Genomic DNA, 19,732 nt, shown 5'->3' on the forward strand with positions numbered 1-19,732 from the left:
CGTCACAGGGGCGCGCGCCGTTCGACCAAGTGCAGATGATCGCAGACCAGCACGGTTTCCTGCCGCTGGTTGGTGACCGTGACGGTTTCCACCACGATGCCATGGCCGCCGCGCTTGGGATGCGGCCTCTTGTCGCTGATCTCAACCTTCGAATAGATGGTGTCGCCGATGAACACCGGCTTGACGAAGCGCATCCGGTCGTAGCCGTAGGACATCGCGCGTGGATTGATGGTGGAGGCCGTGAGGCCGATGCCGACGCTGAACACCAGGGTGCCGTGCGCGATGCGCTGGCCGAAGTCCTGCGTAGCGCACCAGGCGGCGTCCATGTGGTGCGGGAAGAAGTCGCCGGTCTGGCCGGCGTGCAGCACGATGTCAGCCTCGGTGATTGTGCGGCCGGTGGTCTGGCGCTGCGCGCCGGTCTCGTAGTCCTCGAAATAGCGTTCTTCGGTCATGCCATGCTTTCTGCGGTGGTGGCGGGCGCGAGCCCGAGTTCCTCGATGATTTCCTGCGTGTGCTGGCCGAGCGCCGGCGCCGGGCGCGGATTGCGCAGCACCTGCCGGTCGATACGCAACGGGCAGCGAGTGGTCTGCATGGCGGCCGCGCCCTCGCCGAGCGGCTGCACCATCTCCAGCGCGGCGAAGGCCGGATGCGCCACCAGCCGCGGCCAGGTCAGGACGTCGGCGCACCAGACACCGGCCGGCTCCAGCACGGCCAGCCAGTTGGCGGTGGTCCGCGTCACCAGGTGGTCCTGCAGCGCGCGCTTGAGCGCGTCACGCTCGCGGTACCAGCCGCTGCGGTCGGCGGCCAAGCGAGCCAGCGGCTCGCAGGCGATCAGCCGCGCCAGTTCGTCCATCGGCGTCATCGCGACGGCCAGGTAGCCGTCGGCGCTGCGGTAGATCCCGTACGGCGCGGCGCCATGCACGCTGGCGTGGTTGACCGTGCTGCGCTGCGGCTGGCGGCGATCGCCATTGAGGAAGGCGGTGAAGGGCTCGAACTGCAGGTCCATCGCCGATTCGAGCAGGCTGGCGTCGACCCGGCCGCCGCGACCGGTGACACCGCGCCGCAGCAGCAGGGCCAGGATGCCTTGCAGCAGGTGAGCGCCGGTCATCATGTCGATCAGCGAGACGCCGGCGGGCACTGGCGGCGCATCGTCGCCCCCCGTTCCCGTCAGCCAGGCCAGGCCCGACAGGGACTGCACCAGCAAGTCCTGGCCCGGCTTGTCGCGCCACGGCCCCTGCTCGCCATAGCCGGTGACGGCCGCATAGACGATGCGCGGGTTCAGCGCCTGGACCGCGGCGTAGTCCAGACCGATGCGTTCCATCACGCCTGGGCGGAAGTTGTGGATCATCACGTCCGCCTTGGCGATCAGCTCCTTGATGCGCGCCAGGTCCTCGGGCTGCTTCAGGTCGGCGGCGAAGCTGCGCTTGTTGCGGTTGATGGTGTGGAACAGGGCGCTGTCGTCGCCGACGCGCTGGTCGGCCACCACCAGCTGGCGGCACAGGTCGCCGCCTTCGGGGCGTTCGACCTTGATCACATCCGCGCCCAGGTCGGCCATGCGCAGCGCGCACGAAGGCCCGGCCAGGAACTGGCTGAAATCCAGCACGCGCAGGCCCGCCAAGGGCAGCTCGGCAGCGCCGGAGGAATCCAATTGTTCGTTCATGTATGAATGATAAGTTCGCTTGCGCGTCATTTTCAAGTGCCACTCACTGAAACTTTCAGGGAAAACCCCTAGAGCGCTTTGTGGGTGCTGTTTCTATGATTCGCATACGAACTGTTAGTTCGCTAAAGAATTTAAGACGCCACCCCATCAGGAGACAACATGACGCTACGCCGCGCCTTCCTCGCCGCCGCCACCGCGGTTTCCCTCAGCGCCGCCTTCGTGCCGGCCCAGGCCCAGACTTACGCACTGCGTTTCTCGACCTCCCAGGCCAACCCGAACGAGCCAGTGGTGAAGGTGATGAACAGCTTCGCCGAGCGCGTGAAGGACCGGTCCAAGGGGCGCCTGACCCTGAGCATCTTCACCGGTGACCAGCTCGGCCCGCAGAAGAAGGTCAACGAGATGATCAAGGGCGGCGCCCGCGTGATGAGCGTCACTGACTACGGCCAGCTCAGCCAGTTCGTGCCCGACATGGCCGTCGTCGCCGGCCCCTACATGTTCGCTGGCCCGGACGACGCCAAGCGGCTGTTCGCTTCGACTGTGTTCAAGGACATGTCGGCGCGCCTGGAGGCCCAGGGCCTGAAGCTGATCATGGCCGACGGCCTGTTCGGCGTGCGCCACCTGCTGGCGAGCAAGCCGGTCCGCACCCCCGCGGACATCGCCGGCCTGACGCTGCGCGTCCCGCCTTCGCCGATCATGCTGGAGACCTTCACAGCCCTGGGCGCCCGGCCGCAGGCGCTGCCTTGGGGCGAGGTCTACAACGCGCTGCAGACCGGCGTCGTCGACGCCGCCGAGGCCAACTACGGTTCGCTGGCCGGCTCCAAGCTGTACGAGGTGCGCAAGGTCATCTCCACCACCGCGCACCAGATGATGTTCGCCGCCTTCGTCACCAGCACCAGTTTCTTCGACAGCCTGCCGGCCGACCTGAAGGCGATCCTGCTGGAAGAAGGCCGCAAGGCGGGCGATGAACTGACCGCCGCCACGCTGGCTTCCGATGCCGCCTATGCCGAGGAGCTGAAGAAGCAGGGCGTGCAGATCGTCACCGACGTCAACGTCAAGGCCTTCGCCGAGAAGGCGCGCGCCGCCTACGCCAAGGTGCCCGGCCTCACGCCCGGCATCTACGACAAGGCGCGCCAGGCGATGGCGCACTGAGGCCATCCGTGAGCAATGTCTCCCTGAGTGCCGGCCCGGCGCAGACGCCGCCCGCCCCGCTCGCCACCCCTTCGCCCGGCGCCGCCCGGCTGCTCAGCCTGCGCCGCATCGACGAGGCGATCGGCGTCGCCTGCATGCTGGCGATCGTGTTCTCCATCACCTGGGGCGTGGTCACCCGCTACCTGTTCCCACAGCCGGCGGCCTGGACCTTCGAGGCCGCAGTCATCGCCTTCAGCTGGCTGGTGTTCTTCGGCGCCGCCGCCTGCATCCGCTGGCGCATGCACGCCGACGTCGACGCCCTGGTGGCGCTGTTCCCGGCGCCGCTGCGGCGCGCCATCTTCATCTTCAACTGGTTCCTGCTGGCTGCGCTGTTCGCCGTGCTGGCGGCCATGTTCGCCTGGCAGGCCGTGATCGCCCATTCCATCCGCGTCGTCTCGCTCGACGTCCCCCGTTCGCTGGTCTACACGCCCATGGCCATCGCCTCCGTCCTGATGCTGGTGCAGCACGTGCTGCTGGCGCCCTGGCGCGACGGCTGGCAGTGGCGTCCTTCCACGGAGATGGCATCGTGAGTACGCTGCAGTTGTGGCTTCCCGCGGCGCTGATGCTGGTCCTGCTGGCGCTGCAGACGCCCGTGACCTGGGCTATGGCGGTCGCTGCCCTGGGCTTCTTCCTCCTGAACCTGGGCGAGATGCCGCTGGCCAACTTCGCGCAGCAGATGGCCGAAGGCACCGAATCGGTGTCGCTGCTGGCGCTGCCGCTGTTCGTGCTGGCCGGCTGCGTGATGAACGCGTCGGGCATCACGCGCCGGCTGCTGCACCTGGCCGAAGTGCTGGTCGGCCACGCCACCGGCGCGCTGGCGCAGATGTGCACCGTGCTGGCCACGCTGCTGGGCGGCCTGACGGCGTCCGCCAACGCCGACGCCGCGATGCTGTCGAAAACCATCGGCATGCAGATGGTGCAGCGCGGCTACAGCGCGCCCTTCGCCGCGGTGATCACCTCGTCCTCGGCGATCATCACCGCGCTGATTCCGCCGTCGATCGGCCTGATCGTCTACGGCTTCCTGGCCGAAGCTTCGATCGGCCGCCTGTTCGCCGCCGGGATCGTACCCGGCCTGCTGCTGGCCGCGGGCCTGATGCTGACCACCCACTTCGTGGCGCTCAAGCGCGGCTACAAGCCGCAGCGTGAGAGCCGGGCCGGTGCGCGCGAGGTGACGCAGGCGGTGATCGACGGCCTGTGGGCCTTGTCGATCCCGGTGGTGATCCTGGCCGGCACCCGCTACGGCATCTTCACCACCACCGAGTCGGGCGCGATCGTGGTGCTGTACGTCATCCTCGTCGCCATCTTCGGCTACCGCGACATGAACTGGCGGGACCTGCCCGAGGTGCTGGCCGAATCGGTGCGCGACTCGGCCAGCGTGATGATGATGATTTGCGCCGCCGCCGCCTTCGGCTTCTACCTGTCGTGGCAGCAGGTGCCGCAGGCGATGTCGGGCTGGCTGGCGGGCACCACCACCAACGCGATCGCCATGCTGCTGCTGATCAACCTGGTGCTGATCGTGCTGGGGACGGCCATCGAGGGCTCGGCGGCGCTGATCATCCTGACCCCGATGTTGCTGCCGCTGGTGGAAGGCGCCCACATCGACAAGGTCCATTTCGGCATCGTGCTGATCACCAACCTGACCATCGCCGGCATCACGCCACCGGTGGGCGGGCTCATGTACATCTCCTCGCAGACCCTGAAGGTCAGCATGGGCGCGTATTCGCGCGAGATCGCGCCCTACCTGGCCGTGATGCTGGGCCTGCTCGTGCTGCTGTCGGTGTTCCCGCAGATCTCGCTGTGGCTGCCCGATTTGATCTACGGCACCGGCCCCGTCCAATGACCAACAAGACCGAACTGGCCCTGAAGGGCATGACCTGGAACCACCCGCGCGGCTGGCGCCCGCTGGAGGCCTGCTCTGCGATCTGGCGCGAGCGCACCGGCGTGAAGATCAGCTGGGACCGCCGCTCGCTGCAGGACTTCGAGTCCTTCCCCGTGGACCAGCTGGCGCGCGAGTACGACCTGATCGTGATCGACCATCCCCACGTCGGCCAGGTCGCGCGCGAGTCCTGCCTGCTGCCGCTGGCCGACGCGCGCCTGGCTGCGATCGCCGAGGGCAGCGTCGGCGCCTCTTATCCCAGCTACCACTGGCAGGGCCACCAGTGGGCACTACCGATCGACGCGGCGACCCAGGTCCAAGCCTGGCGCCCGGACCGGCTGGCTGCCCCGGCCGCGGACTGGCTCGGCGTTCTGGAGCTGGCGCGCCAGGGTCAAGTCGCACTGCCTTTGCGCTCGCCGCACGCGCTGATGTGCCTGTACACGCTGACCGCGCAACTGGGCGCGCCCGGCCGCGTGGAAGGCCCGGACCTGTTCGACCGCGCGACGGCTGTCGAAGCCATCGCCCGCCTGCGCGCGCTGCTGCCGCACCTGGACGCCGCCTGCTTCGACGAAGACCCGATCGCCGTGTTCGAACGGATGGCGCAAAAGGATTCGACCATCCACTGCGTGCCCCTGATCTACGGCTACGTCAGCTATGCCTGCGAGGGCTTCCGGCCGGCGCGCATCGGCTTCGCCGACATGCCGACGCTGGATGGCCGGCCGCCGCGCGGCTCGGCCCTGGGCGGCACCGGCATCGCGGTCTCGGCCGGTAGCGCCCATCCTGCGCAGGCGCTCGAGTTCGCCCTGTGGGTGGCCGGCGCCGAGGCGCAGGCCGGCCCTTACGCAGCGGCCGGCGGCCAGCCGGGACACGCCGCCGCCTGGGAGGACGGCGCCGTCAACGCGGCCACGCACGACTTCTACCGCGCCACCCGCGCCACGTTGGAGGGTGCCTGGGTGCGCCCGCGCCACGACGGCTACATGCCATTCCAGGAGGCCGCCTCGCAGCGCCTGCTGGCGGGCCTGCGTGCCGGTGAGGCGGCGGGCGCGATCGTCGACGACATCAACCGCCTGTTCCGAGCGAGCCTGCCCGCATGAGCCCCTTGCAAGGCCTGCTGGTCCTGGACCTCAGCCAGTTCCTTTCGGGGCCGTCGGCGGCGCTGCGGCTGGGCGACCTGGGCGCCCGCGTGATCAAGGTCGAGCGCACCGGCGGCGGCGACATTTGCCGCACCCTGTACCTGACCGACACCGACGTGGGCGGCGACTCGACGCTGTTCCATGCGATCAACCGCAACAAGGAAAGCCTGGCGCTGGACCTGAAGCAGCCGCAGGACCTGGCGGTGCTGCGCGAACTGGTGACACGCGCCGATGTGCTGGTGCAGAACTTCCGCCCCGGCGTGATCGAGCGTCTGGGCCTGGGCTGGGAGGCGGCGCGCGCGCTGAACCCGCGGCTGGTCTACGCCGGCGTCTCCGGCTACGGCGAGACCGGGCCCTGGGCCCCGCTACCCGGGCAGGACTTGCTGGCGCAATCGGTGTCCGGCGTCACCTGGCTCAATGGCAACGCCGACGACGGCCCGGTGCCGCTGGGCCTCTCGATCGCCGACATGCTGGCCGGCCACGTGCTAACCGAAGGCATCCTGGCCGCGCTGGTGCGGCGAGGCATTACCGGCGAAGGCGCCTTGGTGCAGACCAGCCTGCTGGAGGCGCTGATCGACCTGCAGTTCGAGCTGCTCACCACGCACCTCAACGACGGCGGCCGGCTGCCGCAACGTGCGGGTTATCGCAACGCCAATGCCTACCTGGCCGCGCCCTACGGCATTTACCCGACGCGCGACGGCTACCTGGCGCTGGCCATGATGCCGCTGGAACAGCTTGCGGAAACGCTGCCGCTGCCTGACCTGCGCCGCTACACGCCGGCCGATGCATTCGAAAAGCGCGACGAGATCAAGCGCCTGATCGCCGCCACGTTGGTGCACCAGGACACGGCCCACTGGCTGGAGCGGCTGCGGCCGGCCGACGTCTGGTGCGCCGAGGTGCTGGACTGGCCGCGCCTGCTGGAAAGCGAAGCCTTCCGCCGCCTGGACATGCTGCAGACGGTGCGGCGCGGCGACGGCACCCCCGTGCACACCACCCGCGGCCCGCTGCGCATCGACGGGCAGCGCCCGCGCAGCGCGCGCGGCGCGCCGTGCGTCGGCGAACACAGCGCCGCGCTCCGCGCGGAATTCGGACTCAACCCCATTGGAGAACCCGCCGCATGAACCTCGCAGGCAAGACTGTCCTCATCACTGCCGCCGCCCAGGGCATAGGCCGCGCCAGCGCCGAAGCCTTCGCCCGCGCCGGCGCCGGCGTCTGGGCCACCGACATCAACGAGAAAGCGCTCGGCGCGCTGGCAGACGTGCAGGGCGTCACCACGCGCCGGCTCGACGTGCTCGACGAAAGCGCGGTGCGCTCGCTGGTGGCCGACATCGGCGCCGTCGACGTGCTGTTCAACTGCGCCGGCGTCGTCCACGGCGGCACGGTACTGCAGGCCAGCGACCAGGACCTGGACTTCGCCTACGAGCTGAACGTCAAGGCGATGGTGCGCACGCTGCGCGCCGTGCTGCCCGGCATGCTGGAGCGGCGCGACGGCGCCATCATCAACATGTCCTCGGTGGCCAGCAGCGTCAAGGGCGTGCCCAACCGCTTCGCCTACGGCGTGACCAAGGCCGCAGTGATCGGGCTGACCAAGTCGGTCGCCGCCGACTACGTGGGGCAGGGCATCCGCTGCAACGCGATCTGCCCGGGCACCGTGGAATCGCCCTCGCTGCAGGACCGCTTGCGCTCGACCGGCGACTTCGACAAGGCGCGCGCCGAGTTCGTGGCGCGACAGCCGATGGGCCGCATCGGCGCGGCCGAGGAAATCGCCGAACTCGCCCTCTACCTGGCGGGCGCCACCTACACCACCGGCCAAATCCACGTCATCGACGGCGGCTGGGCCATCTGAAACCCCACGAGGAAGAGACGAAATGAAACTACTGCGATACGGCCTCGTGGGCCAGGAAAAACCCGGCCTGCTCGATGCCCAGGGCCGGCTGCGCGACCTGTCGGCGCACGTGCGCGACATCGCCGGCGAGGTGCTGCTGCCCGAAGGACTGGCGCGCCTGGCCGCCGTCGACCCGCACAGCCTGCCGCTGGTGAACGGCTCGCCGCGCCTGGGCGCCTGCGTCGCCGGGACCGGCAAGTTCATCTGCATCGGCCTGAACTACTCCGACCATGCGGCCGAGACCGGCGCCACCGTGCCGCCGGAGCCCATCATCTTCATGAAGGCGACTTCGGCGATCGTCGGCCCCAACGACCAGGTCGAGATCCCTCGCAACTCGGTCAAGACCGACTGGGAGGTCGAACTCGGTGTGGTGATCGGCAAGACCGCCAAATACGTGAGCGAGCAGGATGCGATGGACCACGTGGCCGGCTACTGCGTGATCAACGACCTGTCCGAGCGCGCCTTCCAGATCGAGCGCCAGGGTCAGTGGACCAAGGGCAAGTCGGCCGACACTTTCGGGCCCACCGGCCCCTGGCTGGTGACACGCGACGAGATCCCGGATCCGCAGCACCTGCCGATGTGGCTGGACGTCAACGGCGTGCGGCGGCAGAAGGGTTCCACGGCCACGATGGTGTTCGGCGTGCGCCAGCTGGTGTCCTACCTGTCGCAGTTCATGAGCCTGCGTCCGGGCGACATCATCTCCACCGGCACGCCGCCCGGCGTCGGCCTGGGCATGAAGCCGCCGATGTACCTGAAACCGGGGGACGTGGTGACGCTGGGCATCGAAGGCCTGGGCCAGCAACGACAGGACGTGGTTGCGGGCTGAGCGCCGACCGGTTCGTACGCCGCGCTATCGGCTCGCCGTCGCGGGAGCGGCGGCCGAAGGCGGACCTCCGGGCAATCCCGCAAGCCTGAGCCCCTCGGAAAAGTGATCCGTGGCGGCCACGTAGGCCGGTGCGGTCGAACCACGAGTGCCCCGGTCGCGGCCTACCCAGTAGCCGGGCTGGCGTTTGAGAATCTCGGCCGCCTGCTGCCGTGCCGCGACCAGGTTGTTGCGGTGCGCCTCGGCGGAGGCCGCCACGAGCAGGGGGACCAGGTTCGACGGATTCGTGGCGGCGCCGCGGCGCGACCGTTCGACGGCTTCGTCGTACCGGTGCAGCGCGACCAGCGCCGTGGCCGCAGTGTCGTGCAATGCCGACATGCTGTTGACATCCAGCGGGTTCAGCCGCTCCGCGACTTCGACTTGCCGTAACGCGTCTTCCCAACGCCCGAGAAAATAGAAGCTGATCGCGAGCTCGCGGTTCGCTGCCGCGTTGTTCGGGTTCAGCTGGAGCAGCCGCTGCGTGGTGGTGATGGCGTCGTCGAGCTCGCCGGCGAAGTTCAAGGCGCTGCTGAGCACCAGCAGCGACCTCTGGTCGTCGGGGTTCGCGGCGAGGGCACGCCGCGCCAGCGTCTTGGCAATCGTGAGAGACCGCTTCGGATCCGCGCTCCAGCGCTTGTGCACCTCGCGGACATGCGTGGACGCCAGGCCTGCGAGAGCAGCGACCGAGTCGGGCTGGGCGGCGAGGGCCGCTTCGAAATGGCCGCGGGCGAGCATCAGCTGCTCGCGCGTCACGAACGTGGTCATCACGTAAGTGCCCCGCATCCAGCGGTCCACCGCCGCGCTGCTCGGCGGCGAAAGCACCGCCCGCTCGAGCACGGACTGTTGGACCTTGATGTCGAGGAGATTGCCGACGCTCGCCAGGATGTTCTGCTGCACGGCCCAGTCCGCAACCGACGAATAGTCGAAGCGATCGCTCCAGAGCAGGGCGCCCGTATCGGTTCGCAGCAGGCGGACGGTGACGGACAGGCTGCTCCCCTCCTGGCGGACGGCGCCGGTCAGAAGGTGCCGCACGCCGAGTTCGCGGCCCACGCGCTTCGGATCCAGGGTACCGCTGCTTCCTAGCACGGCGCTCGATTCACGCGAGATCACACGAATGCTGTGGAGCCGGCCAAGGTCCATGGTCAGCTGGTGATCGACCGCATGAGCGACGTGGGGCGCCTTTGGCTCGCTGAGGTCAGTGAACGGCATCACGGCGATCGAACGCCGATCCGTCAGTTCCGCGTCGATGGAGGGTGGCACGCTGCGCGAGTAGAGCGCCAGCGCCAGCAGGGTACCGGCCCCGGCTGCGCAAGCCATCGCCACGGCGCGCCAGCGCCGGCGCCGTGAGCGTGGTGCGACCTGCGTCACGCTGGCGGCGACGGGCTTTCCCAGCGGAGGCCAGTCTTCGCCGGCGGACAGCACGGTGACGGCAGCCACGAAGCGGAAGCCGCGGCGCGGCACGGTCTCGATGAAGCGGCTGCCGTGGGCGTCGTCGCCCAGCGCGCGCCGCAGGCCCGAAACCACCTGGTTAAGGTTGTTCTCCTCGACGACCAGTCCAGGCCACAGGGCATCCATGATCGAGCCCTTGTCCAGCAGTTCCCCGGAGCGTTCGACAAAGACAAGGAGCGCGCTGAACAGTCGCGGCGTGAGGGCCACCGGGGTTCCGTCGCTGTGCAGCACGCGCTGTTGCGTGCGCTCTAGCAGGAAGCTGCCGAATACATAGCGATCGGACATTGCGAACTCGGTGCAAGCAAGCTTAGCACCGGTCGCGCCGCCTCGCATCGGGTATTCGGGCAGCTCACCACTTACCGAGCCGGCGCTCCCATGACGCCGGTGTAACTGGGTGCAAGGGGAGCCTGCGCCTTCATGAGGTATACCGAGCCGCTGTCCTGTCCGTGGAATGCGTTGGCACTGTCCCGGTTCATTGTGTATTCGCCCTGGATCTGCTCACTCGTCGAGGTGCTGCGCGCCTGGAACATGTTGTACGCACCGGACCACGGATTGCCGCCGGGATAGGGTGTCTTGAGTTCGGCGCTGACTTCCGCCCGGGTCCGGCTGCTGACAAACGGTGACTGCTCGATTGTGATGTCGTCGGCGTAGGCGGGCGTGCTGGCGATGACTGCGGCGGCAAGCAGTGCAATGGTCGTGACGGCGCCCACGGCGATAGCGGACGGTAGTTTGCGGTTCATGTCGTTCTCCTCGAGCGGGATGGAGATTCAGGACAAAAAGAAGGACCGCTCGTGGTCCCCTGTCCTGCCCCGGTGCGTCGTGCCGTGGGCGCAACTCATCAGGGTGCTTGCCGGCTGCGTGAGCCGACGTGCAACGATCGCGCCGCAGGACGCCTAAATCTTTTGCGTGACGTGAAAAATCGATGAAAAATACGGGCCAATGCCGGACGTGCGCCGGTGCGCACGAACTCAGAAGATCGACAGCCCCGTCTTGGCTGTAAACAGTTCGAGCGCTTTGATGCCCAGCAGCGAGCTGCCGCTGGGCTCCAGCGCCGGCGACCAGACGCACAACGTGAGATGGTCGGGCACCACGGCCACGATGCCGCCGCCGACCCCGCTCTTGCACGGCAGCCCGATGCGGAAGGCGAACTCGCCGGCCGCATCGTAGGTTCCGCACGTCAGCATCAGCGCATTGACGCGCCGCGCCTGCCGTTCGCTCAGGATCTGGGCGCCCGTGTACGGGTGCACGCCGTCGCGGCACAGGAAGCCGGCGGCACGCGCCAGCTGCAGGCAGCTCATCCGGATCGCGCAATGGTGGAAGTACATGTCGAGCACGGTCCCAACATCGTTGTCGATGCGGCCGAAGCTCTTCATGAAGTTGGCCAAAGCGGCGTTACGGAAGCCGGTGGCAGCCTCGGAGGCCGCGACCTCCTCGTCGAAGTCGACAGGATCGCCGCACAGGCTGGACAGCAGGCTGAGGATCTCGGCCTTCGCATCGAACAGGCTGACGAGGCGATCGGCAACGGCAATCGCCCCCGCATTGATGAATGGGTTGCGCGGGATGCCGTGTTCCGCTTCCAGCTGCACGAGGGAGTTAAAAGGGTTGCCCGAGGGCTCGCGGCCGATCCGTTCCCACAGGGTCTCGCCCAGTTCCCTCATACCGAGCGTCAGCGTGAACAGCTTGGAGATGCTCTGGATGGAAAAGGGCGTCGTGCTGTCGCCGGCATGGGCTTCATCGCCGTCGCAAGTCCTCAGGGCGATCCCGAACTGCCCGGCGGGCACCCGCGCGAGCGCCGGGATGTAGTTTGCGACATGTCCCGCCTGGCCCAGCTCAGGACGCAAGGTGGCTACGATCTCATCAAGCACCGGCTGGAATTGCATGGCGAGATTGTGACCGGGTGAGGGCCACATACAATCCCGTCGCGCGCTCAATCGGGCGTGCGCCCTCAACAACTACTCATATTCCTCATGGCAACCGTAAAAAAAGCAGTCAAGAAACCCGCAGCAAAGAAGCCTGCGAAAGCAGCTCCCGTCTCCAAGGCCGTGGCCGATACCAGCATCAAGCCGATCAAGACCACGCTCACCAAGTCCTCGCTGGTGACGCATTTGTCCGAGCAGAGCGGCAGCGAGCCCAAGGTGGTCAAGGCCATTCTGGCCGCGCTGGAACAAACCGTTCTGGGTTCCGTGGCCAAGAAGGGCCTGGGCGAATTCACGTTGCCTGGCTTGCTCAAGATCGGCGTTCAGAAGGTCGAGGCCAAGAAGCGCCGCAAGGGCATTGACCCGTTCACCAAGATCGAGCGCTGGTTCGACGCCAAGCCGGCCACCGTGCGCATCAAGGTTCGCGCGCTCAAGAAGCTCAAGGACGCGGCTCTCTAGTTCCGCGAGACAGTTCGAACCCGGCGAACGAAAAGAAACGCCGCCGGGTTCGGGCCACTGATCAATGCCCGTTACATCCTCCCCGACCGCAGAGGCGGGCGTCCGTTGGTGGCGCGCTTTCCTGCCTGCGCGTACGCGCATCGATTCTCGAGAACGTCTGCGCATCGTCGCGGGAGCGTTGATCGGCATATCCCTTGCGGGCATTCTGTGCCACTGGGCGGGTGGCTCGATGGCCGGGCAGTTCCCCTGGATGATTGCGCCGCTGGGCGCCAGTGCGGTGCTGCTGTTTGCCATACCCAGCGGACCGATGTCGCAGCCCTGGCCAGTCATTGGCGGCAACACCTTGTCCGCGCTCGTCGGCATTGCAGGTGTTCACGGAGCGCATTTACTTGGTTCGCCTGAATTGGCGGCCGGGGTGGCCGTCGCGACCGCGATTGGCGTGATGCTGGCGATGCGCTGCCTGCATCCGCCCGGCGGTGCCACGGCGCTCATGGTGGTGTTGAGCGGGATTCATCAACCCTGGTTCGCGGTTTATCCGGTGATGCTCAATTCGGTGCTGCTGGTGCTCGCGGGTATCGCATACAACAATGCGACAGGCCGCAGCTACCCGCATATGCAGCAAAGGCGGCCCGTTTCCGACGCGGCCGACACGGTGGAAGCGGACTTGGACCGGGTGCTGGCGCGCTACAACCAGGTGCTGGACGTCAGCCGCGATGACCTCCGAAACCTGCTGATCCAGACCCAACTGCGTGGCTACGAGAGAAAACTCGCCGAGGTGAGCTGCGCGGACGTCATGTCCGTCAATCTGGTGACCGTTGAATTCGGAACTTCATTGCAGGAGGCGTGGGCCCTGCTGCGAACCCGCGGCATCAAGGCGTTGCCGGTCGTGGATCGCAGGTTCCGCATCGCAGGAATCATCACGCTGGCCGACTTTCTCCGGACTGCGGATCTCGACGTGTACGACGGCTTCGATGGCAAGCTGCGCAAACTGATCCGCACCACCCGCAGCGTTTACTCGGACAAGCCTGAGGTCGTGGGCCAAATCATGACGCGATCGGTGCAGGTTGCCGGCATGCATCGCCGGCTGGTGGACCTCCTTCCCGTGTTCGGGAAAACCGGCCATCACCATATTCCCATCATTGGCGAGGGAGAGCGTCTCGTCGGAATGATCACCCAGACCGACGTGGTCGTGGCGCTGACGCGGGCGGCTAACCCCAAAGAGTGAAGTGGCACAACGTCAAGCCGCCGCTGTTTCCACCGGCCTCGCCTGCAGGTAAAGGGGCGCGGCGCTGCCCGGCCGCAGGATCTTCAGCATGCAGTCCCGGCCCACCCGATCCGGGTGAAGCGCCTGGTACAGCGCATCGACGGATGGGATGTCCTGGCCGTCGATGCCCAGCAGGATGTCGCCGGGGCGCAGGCCGGCGCGCTCGGCCGGGCTGTCCGGCTCGACGCTCAGCACGCGCACGGCATGGCTCTGCTGCAGGCCCAACGGCACGATGATGCGCCGGTCCAGCGCCATCGTGCTGCCGCCCACGCCCAGCCAGCCGCGCCGTACGTGTCCATGCCGCAGCAGCTGCGGGATGACCATGCCGGCGATGTCCACGGCAACCGCGAAGCAGATGGCCTGGGCCTGCGGAATGATCGCCGTGTTGACGCCGATCACTTCGCCGCGCGAGTTGAGCAGCGGCCCGCCGGAATTGCCGGGGTTGAGCGCCGCGTCGGTCTGGATCACGTCGGGGATCATGCGGCCGGTGGAGGCGCGCATGCTGCGTCCCAGCGCGCTCACAATACCCGCGGTCACCGTGTGCTCGAAGCCCAGCGGATTGCCGATGGCGACGGCGATCTCGCCGCGCCGCACCTGGGCCGAGCGGCCCAGCGTCGCACAGGTCAACGGCCCTTGCGAGACGCCGTCCACCTGCAGCACGGCCAGATCGGTGTGCGGGTCATCGCCGACCCAGCGCGCCGAGAAGTGGCGGCCGTCGCTGAAGGAGGCGTGGAACGTGGTGGAGGCGTCGGGCCGGCTCGCGCGGCCCGCGCGCACCACGTGCGAGTTGGTCAGCAGGTAGCCGTCCGGCGTGAACAGGAAGCCGGACCCGCTGCCGGCCGGCTTGCCGCGCCGGTCGTGCACCTGCACGGCGGCGACGCTCGACCCCACCCGCTCAGCTACCTGCGTGACTGTCCGCGAATAGGCGTCGAGAAGTTCGAGGTCGGCGGCTCCCATCTGTGCTCCAGACACAGCAGATGGAGGCGCGGGAAAGGAACGCAAGTGCTATGTCGAGCGCGGCGTGTCGCCGCCGCCCGGTATCGGCACAGCGGGCAAGGTCTTCTCGATGACTTTTTCATCAGGCACGTCGTGCGGACCGTCTTCGTCGGGCACCGGCGGAAACTCATCGATCGATTCGTCGGAATCGCTTCCTGCCGGTTTCGGGGTTGCGCTCATGGCGGTTCTCCTGGATGGCTCACAAGAACCAGCATCGCCGCTGAGGCGGATCAGGCCAAGTCATGGGGGCGGCACTTGATGTAGGACAAATCGCACAGTTGCGAATGCTGATGTATATCAGCTGATCAGTCTCGGCGACGGCGAGCCGGTCCGCTCCTGGTTCGGCTGGCCTGGACCAAAAGCTTGGCGAATGCGTCGGCTGCGGGCGACAGGGTTCTGCCGGCCCGCTGGATCAGGCCGATGGTCCGGGTGACCGGTGGGTCCAACGGTATCCCAACGACAGCGGCGGGCCGTCGCGGCACGGTCAGTTGCGGAACAATCGCCACGCCAAGGCCCGCTTCCACCAGGCCGATCAGCGTCGATACGTGACGCACTTCGCACACCGGCCGCGGTTGGGCGGGCAGCTCCGCCAACGCCTGGTGGATGAAGACGCGGTTGCGGCTGGCCTGGGACACCCGCACCTGGTCCCAGGCCGCGAGTTCTTCCCAGCGCACCGTGCGGCGCGCGCCGAGCGCATGGTCGGCGCGGCAGGCCAGCACATACGGGTCCTTCAGCAGCGGCGTGAAGTCGACGTCGGGTTCCTGCATGCCGATGTAGTTGATGCCGAAATCCGCCTCGCCGTGCTTGACCGAGGCGAAGACGCCATCCGCACCGTCCTCGATGATTCGCACCAGCACGTTGGGATGCCCGGTAGGAGTCGATCACGGCAGGCAGGAAGTGGTGCACCGCGGAGAACACGCAGCCGATGGTGATGTCGCCGGCCTCGAGTTGCGCGGCGTCGCGCAGCCCGACCACCGACCTGCTGGCCGTGACCAAGATGACGACCTCGCCGCTGGTGCTGGCCGTCAATCCCGCCACGGGTATCCGCACCGTGCCCGAGCTGATCGCGGCGGCGAAGAAGGATCCGGGCAAGCTCAATTACTCGACTTCGGGCAACGGCTCGGCGCCGCACCTGGGCGCGGCGCTGTTCACCATGCTCACGGGAGCGCAGCTGACGCACGTGCCATACCGGGGTGGCGCCCTGGCGGTGCAGTCGGTGATGGCCAACGACACCCAGCTGACCTTCGGCACCTCGCCCTCGGTCTTGCCGCAGGCCGCCAGCGGCCGCCTGCGCCCCATCGCCGTCAGCACGCGCGAGCGTTCGCCGCTGGTGCCCGACCTGCCCGGCATGAAAGAAGCCGGCCTGCCCGAATACAACATCGAGTTCTGGTACGGCATGTTCCTGCCGGCCGGCACTCCGCCCGCGATCGTGAAGAAGGTCTACGACGCGACCGTCAGCGCGATGCAGCAGCCCTCGGTGAAGGCGGCGCTGGCGCGCGAGGGCACCGAGGTGTCGATCTCCGGCTCGCCCGAGCAGTTCGACAAGTTCCTGGCCGAGGACGGCAAGTTCTGGGTCAACCTGGTCATAAACGCCAACGTCAAAGTCGAATAACCATCATGAACACCATCACGCCCCTTCGCATCGGCATCCTCAATGGCGACGACATCGGCCACGAGATCGTCCCCGCGTCGGTCGCGATCAGCCGCGCCGCCGCCGAACTGCACGGCGTCGCCATCGACTGGCACCCGCTGCCGATTGGCCGCGCCGCGCTCGACACGCACGGCCACACGCTGCCGCCCGAGACGCTGGAAACGCTCAAGACGCTGGACGGCTGGATCCTCGGGCCCATCGGCCACCGGGCCTACCCGAAGGTACCCAACGCGATCAATCCGCACCCGATCCTGCGGAAGTCGTTCAACCTGTTCGCCAACGTGCGGCCGACCCGTTCCTATCCCGACATTGGCTGCCTGCACGACAACGTCGATCTGGTGATCGTGCGCGAGAACAACGAGGGCTTCCAGCCGGACCGCAACATGCTTCTCGGATCGGGTGAATTCCGGCCCACCGACGAGGTGACGCTCTCGGTTCGCGTGATCACGCGCACCGGTAGCCGCCGCGTCGCGCGCGCCGCGTTCGAGTTGGCGCGCCAGCGGCGCAAGCACCTGACCTACGTGCACAAGGACACCGTCTTCAAGCTCGGCTGCGGCATGTTCGTGGAAGAGTGCAAGAAGCTCGCGCCCGAATACCCCGATGTGCTGGTGGACGACGTGATCGTGGACACCTTCGCGATGCGCCTGGTGCGCGATCCCCAGACTTTCGACGTGGTCGTCACGACCAACATGTTCGGCGACATCCTGTCCGATGAAGCCGCCGGCCTGGTCGGTGGACTGGGAATGGCGCCAGGCCTGTGCATCGGCGACGGCGACGTCGCGATGGCGCAGGCCACGCATGGCTCCGCGCCCGATATCGCAGGCAAGGGCATCGCCAACCCGTACGCTATGATGGAATCCACCCGCATGATGTTCGACTGGCTCGGGCACAGCCGCGCCAACCCCGGTGCGGTTCGGATGGCCGCGTCGATGTCCCGCGCCATCACCGAAGCGCTGGGCGACGCCCAGGCGCGCACCGGTGACATCCGCGGCAAGGGCAATACCGTCACCATGACCGAGGCCGTGTTGCGCGGCCTGCGGCCCTGATCACAGATCGAACTTGAGTTCGGCTGTGTAGCTTCGCTTCGGATAAGGGTGGAAGTTCCAGAACCTGTAGTTGTTCAGGTTGTCGATGCCGAACGCCGTGGTGAGTTGCTTGCTGACCTGCCAGCGCACGCGCAAGTCCACCGTGAAGTACTTGCTGACGCCCTGGTAGGTGTACCCGTTGACGTCGCTGTTGTTCAGCGTCCGGAACTGGGGGCCGCTGTAGCGCGCGCCCAGGCTGCTGGTCCACTGTGAATTCCAGCGATAGCTGGCGAGCGCGGTGGCACGCCATTTGGGGATGTTGGGCTGGCGCTTGCCGAGGGTGTCGCCGGGCACGGCCACGAAGCCCGCGTTCTCCTTGATGACCGAATCGGCGTAAGTGATGCTGCCGGCCAGGTCCAGGCCCTTGGCCAGTACATCGCTGCCGTTGTAGGCCATTTCCAGGCCCTTGGTCTGGATGTGGCCGACGTTCTGCACGCGGGTCACGTTCCTGTTGGCGATGGGGTCGAGCGTGGTCTGCGAGTACAGCGAATCGCGTGTGTTCTCGGCGAAGAACGTCAGGCGCAGCTGGGCGTTGGCCAGGTCTTTCTCTGCGCTCAGCTCCGTGGTCCAGGACTTCTCGGGCTTGAGGTTCGGGTCGTTGATGAATTGCGCGTTGGCCGTCGAAGTCGCGCCATAGAGTTCGCCCACGGTCGGAAAGCGCACGGCACGGCCGACGGAAGTCTTCAATACCGTGTCCGATGCCCACTGGTACGACAGCGCGGCCTTGGGCGAGAAATAGGACTCGTGGCGTTCCTGCCAGGATGTGTCGACTGCCGGCACGGCGCCCGGGATCTGCGTGAAGCCGCCGCTGGCGCGCCAGGATTCGGCGCGACCGCCCAGCACGGTCTTCCACCTGGGCGCAAAGGCCCATGCGTCCTGCGCGTAGAGGCCTTGCAGGCGGGTGTGGCCGCCGACATTGCTGGCGACGCTGCCGGCCGGATCGGAGATCCAATTGGATGCGATGCTGGAGGTCAGGTACTTCAGTGTGTAGCTGTCCTGCTGGAAGCCGAAATCCACGATGTGGGCACCCTGCATGCCGCTGGGCCGCCAGACACCTTTGAGTGCCAGCGTGTTCCAGCCGGTGCCGCTGCCGTCGGCCAGCGTGCCGGGCCCGCCGCTGGACGACGCCGGCAACACGGCGCCTGCGCCGTTCTGGCGCTTCTCGTCCTTGTTGTAGTCGTACAGGCTGGCGGCCACTTCCCAGTCGAACACGCCTTGGGCGTGGCTCTTGACCGACAGGCCGTGCATGAAATGGGTCAGGCTTTCATTGGTGAGCGCGAAATCGGCGCCCGTGACGACCGGGAACGTGCGGCCGTCGATGCTGATCGGCCCGCTGTACACCGGCTGCCCTGCGGCATTGCGCAGGTACGACACGGGCCGGCCCTCCGCATTGTTCTGCCACAAGCCGAAGGTGTAGGCGGCGCGAACAGTGGGCGTGAAGTCGTAGGCCAGCTTGACCTTCAGATGATCCTGCCGGGTGCGGTATTCGGTGCCCGTACCCAGCACGTAGATCGGCGCGTTCGTGTTGTTGCGATCCGGGACGGCGCCGGTCACGGGGGGTCCGGCGCCACCGGGCGTCCCGGTGCTCACCAGCCGGGTGGCGAAGGTCAGCGGCTGGCCGTGGCTGTCGGTGTGGTTGACGTTGAACCACCAGGCCAGGTCGCCCGACCTGTTGCCGGCGGAGGCGCTGGCCTGCCAGGCGTTGTAGGTCGCATTGGTGTTGTACAGCTCGAACGGCTGCCTCACGTAACCGATCTTGGCGTGGGATTCGAACCGGGTGGGCATGCGCGTCACATAGTCGACCACGGCACCGACCGAGTTGCCCGGATAGGCTGCGGAGAAGGGGCCGTACATGACGTCCACCCGGTCGATCTCCTCGGGCGTCACCAGGCCCCAGCGCGGTGGAAAGCTCAATCCTCCGACGCCGTTACCCAGGTAGTTGGAGAGCAGGATGCCGTCGGCATAGACCGCCGAGCGCGCGCTGTTGCCGGTGCCGGATGCGCGGCTGGAGAGGATGGCGTGGTTGTAGTCGCCGATGTAGCGCTTGCGCACCAGCAGGCTCGGAAAGTACTTGAGCGCGTCCTCGCTGTCGGTGGCATTGATGGTCTGCTCGATCTGCTCGCGCGTGACGCCCTCCATGGTGGTGGGGATTTGCGTGGGCAGGGAGGTGGGCGGGCCTCCGGTGATGGTGACGACGCCCAGGCTTCTGACGGGTGCCTCGGCGCCACTTTGCGCCCAGGCCGGAGCCATCAACGGGAAGGCCAGCGCAAGCGCGATGGCAAGACGGGATTTCTTCATATTCTTCTCC

Annotated in this window: 20 protein-coding genes; 11 read left to right on the forward strand and 9 right to left on the reverse strand. The window is 67.4% G+C overall.

What is annotated here, in order from left to right:
- Positions 1-2 precede the first annotated feature (2 nt).
- Both HNE04_RS22335 and HNE04_RS22340 read right to left on the reverse strand, forming a co-directional pair.
- Entirely contained in the window at positions 3-452 is a 450-nt protein-coding gene (locus HNE04_RS22335) for a MaoC family dehydratase (RefSeq protein WP_172224235.1), read from the reverse strand.
- Positions 449-1,660: a CaiB/BaiF CoA transferase family protein gene (locus tag HNE04_RS22340; protein ID WP_172224237.1), complete on the reverse strand. Its 1,212-nt coding sequence runs from the start codon at positions 1,658-1,660 to the stop codon at positions 449-451. The genes HNE04_RS22335 and HNE04_RS22340 overlap by 4 nt, the downstream gene beginning before the upstream one ends.
- A gap of 159 nt (positions 1,661-1,819) precedes the next feature.
- On the opposite strand from HNE04_RS22340, the gene HNE04_RS22345 reads away from it, so the two are divergent.
- From HNE04_RS22345 to HNE04_RS22375, 7 genes are read left to right on the forward strand one after another with little or no spacing between them, the layout of a single operon-like run.
- The gene (locus HNE04_RS22345; protein ID WP_172224239.1) at positions 1,820-2,809 is read left to right on the forward strand and encodes a C4-dicarboxylate TRAP transporter substrate-binding protein; all 990 of its coding nucleotides are present in this window, start codon (positions 1,820-1,822) and stop codon (positions 2,807-2,809) included.
- 8 nt (positions 2,810-2,817) lie between these two features.
- Positions 2,818-3,378 (forward strand): TRAP transporter small permease, encoded by a 561-nt coding sequence (locus HNE04_RS22350; RefSeq protein ID WP_328700390.1) that lies wholly within the window; start codon positions 2,818-2,820, stop codon positions 3,376-3,378.
- A complete protein-coding gene (locus HNE04_RS22355) occupies positions 3,375-4,688 on the forward strand; it encodes a TRAP transporter large permease (protein WP_207717686.1) in 1,314 nt (437 codons plus the stop codon). Before HNE04_RS22350 ends, HNE04_RS22355 begins: the two co-directional genes overlap by 4 nt.
- Entirely contained in the window at positions 4,685-5,818 is a 1,134-nt protein-coding gene (locus tag HNE04_RS22360; protein WP_172224241.1) for an extracellular solute-binding protein, read from the forward strand. Before HNE04_RS22355 ends, HNE04_RS22360 begins: the two co-directional genes overlap by 4 nt.
- On the forward strand, positions 5,815-6,978 hold the full coding sequence (locus HNE04_RS22365; RefSeq protein ID WP_172224243.1) for a CaiB/BaiF CoA transferase family protein: 1,164 nt from the start codon (positions 5,815-5,817) through the stop codon (positions 6,976-6,978). The genes HNE04_RS22360 and HNE04_RS22365 overlap by 4 nt, the downstream gene beginning before the upstream one ends.
- On the forward strand, positions 6,975-7,703 hold the full coding sequence (locus tag HNE04_RS22370) for an SDR family oxidoreductase (protein WP_172224245.1): 729 nt from the start codon (positions 6,975-6,977) through the stop codon (positions 7,701-7,703). The genes HNE04_RS22365 and HNE04_RS22370 overlap by 4 nt, the downstream gene beginning before the upstream one ends.
- A gap of 22 nt (positions 7,704-7,725) precedes the next feature.
- Positions 7,726-8,568 (forward strand): fumarylacetoacetate hydrolase family protein, encoded by an 843-nt coding sequence (locus tag HNE04_RS22375; RefSeq protein ID WP_172224248.1) that lies wholly within the window; start codon positions 7,726-7,728, stop codon positions 8,566-8,568.
- Between the two features lie 24 nt (positions 8,569-8,592).
- Here the strand turns inward: HNE04_RS22375 and HNE04_RS22380 are convergent, their stop codons facing one another.
- The 3 genes from HNE04_RS22380 to HNE04_RS22390 form a co-directional block, all read right to left on the reverse strand.
- Positions 8,593-10,338, reverse strand: a complete 1,746-nt coding sequence (locus tag HNE04_RS22380) for a winged helix-turn-helix domain-containing protein (protein ID WP_172224251.1) — start codon at positions 10,336-10,338, stop codon at positions 8,593-8,595.
- A 71-nt stretch (positions 10,339-10,409) separates the two neighbouring features.
- On the reverse strand, positions 10,410-10,793 hold the full coding sequence (locus tag HNE04_RS22385) for a DUF4148 domain-containing protein (RefSeq protein WP_172224253.1): 384 nt from the start codon (positions 10,791-10,793) through the stop codon (positions 10,410-10,412).
- A 228-nt stretch (positions 10,794-11,021) separates the two neighbouring features.
- On the reverse strand, positions 11,022-11,933 hold the full coding sequence (locus HNE04_RS22390) for a glutaminase (protein WP_172224256.1): 912 nt from the start codon (positions 11,931-11,933) through the stop codon (positions 11,022-11,024).
- Between the two features lie 87 nt (positions 11,934-12,020).
- Between HNE04_RS22390 and HNE04_RS22395 the strand changes: the two genes are divergently transcribed.
- Positions 12,021-12,428 carry an HU family DNA-binding protein gene (locus tag HNE04_RS22395; protein ID WP_172224259.1) on the forward strand — a complete coding sequence of 136 codons (408 nt, stop codon included), beginning with the start codon at positions 12,021-12,023 and terminating at the stop codon, positions 12,426-12,428.
- Positions 12,429-12,492: 64 nt separating this feature from the next.
- Complete coding sequence (locus HNE04_RS22400; protein ID WP_172224261.1) at positions 12,493-13,653, forward strand: HPP family protein; 1,161 nt, start codon at positions 12,493-12,495, stop codon at positions 13,651-13,653.
- Between the two features lie 12 nt (positions 13,654-13,665).
- Here the strand turns inward: HNE04_RS22400 and HNE04_RS22405 are convergent, their stop codons facing one another.
- The 3 genes from HNE04_RS22405 to HNE04_RS22415 form a co-directional block, all read right to left on the reverse strand.
- Complete coding sequence (locus tag HNE04_RS22405; protein ID WP_172224264.1) at positions 13,666-14,649, reverse strand: S1C family serine protease; 984 nt, start codon at positions 14,647-14,649, stop codon at positions 13,666-13,668.
- Positions 14,650-14,697: 48 nt separating this feature from the next.
- On the reverse strand, positions 14,698-14,868 hold the full coding sequence (locus tag HNE04_RS22410) for a hypothetical protein (protein WP_172224266.1): 171 nt from the start codon (positions 14,866-14,868) through the stop codon (positions 14,698-14,700).
- A 125-nt stretch (positions 14,869-14,993) separates the two neighbouring features.
- The gene (locus HNE04_RS22415) at positions 14,994-15,545 is read right to left on the reverse strand and encodes a LysR substrate-binding domain-containing protein (RefSeq protein WP_172224269.1); all 552 of its coding nucleotides are present in this window, start codon (positions 15,543-15,545) and stop codon (positions 14,994-14,996) included.
- Positions 15,546-15,613: 68 nt separating this feature from the next.
- On the opposite strand from HNE04_RS22415, the gene HNE04_RS22420 reads away from it, so the two are divergent.
- Both HNE04_RS22420 and HNE04_RS22425 read left to right on the forward strand, forming a co-directional pair.
- Entirely contained in the window at positions 15,614-16,300 is a 687-nt protein-coding gene (locus HNE04_RS22420; RefSeq protein ID WP_235965308.1) for a tripartite tricarboxylate transporter substrate-binding protein, read from the forward strand.
- A gap of 5 nt (positions 16,301-16,305) precedes the next feature.
- Positions 16,306-17,385, forward strand: a complete 1,080-nt coding sequence (locus HNE04_RS22425) for an isocitrate/isopropylmalate dehydrogenase family protein (protein WP_172224272.1) — start codon at positions 16,306-16,308, stop codon at positions 17,383-17,385.
- On the opposite strand, the gene HNE04_RS22430 is transcribed toward HNE04_RS22425, so the two are convergent.
- On the reverse strand, positions 17,386-19,722 hold the full coding sequence (locus HNE04_RS22430) for a TonB-dependent receptor (RefSeq protein ID WP_172224275.1): 2,337 nt from the start codon (positions 19,720-19,722) through the stop codon (positions 17,386-17,388).
- Positions 19,723-19,732 lie beyond the last annotated feature (10 nt).

The sequence above is a fragment of the Caenimonas soli genome (assembly GCF_013155545.1).
Lineage (GTDB): Bacteria > Pseudomonadota > Gammaproteobacteria > Burkholderiales > Burkholderiaceae_C > Ramlibacter > Ramlibacter soli.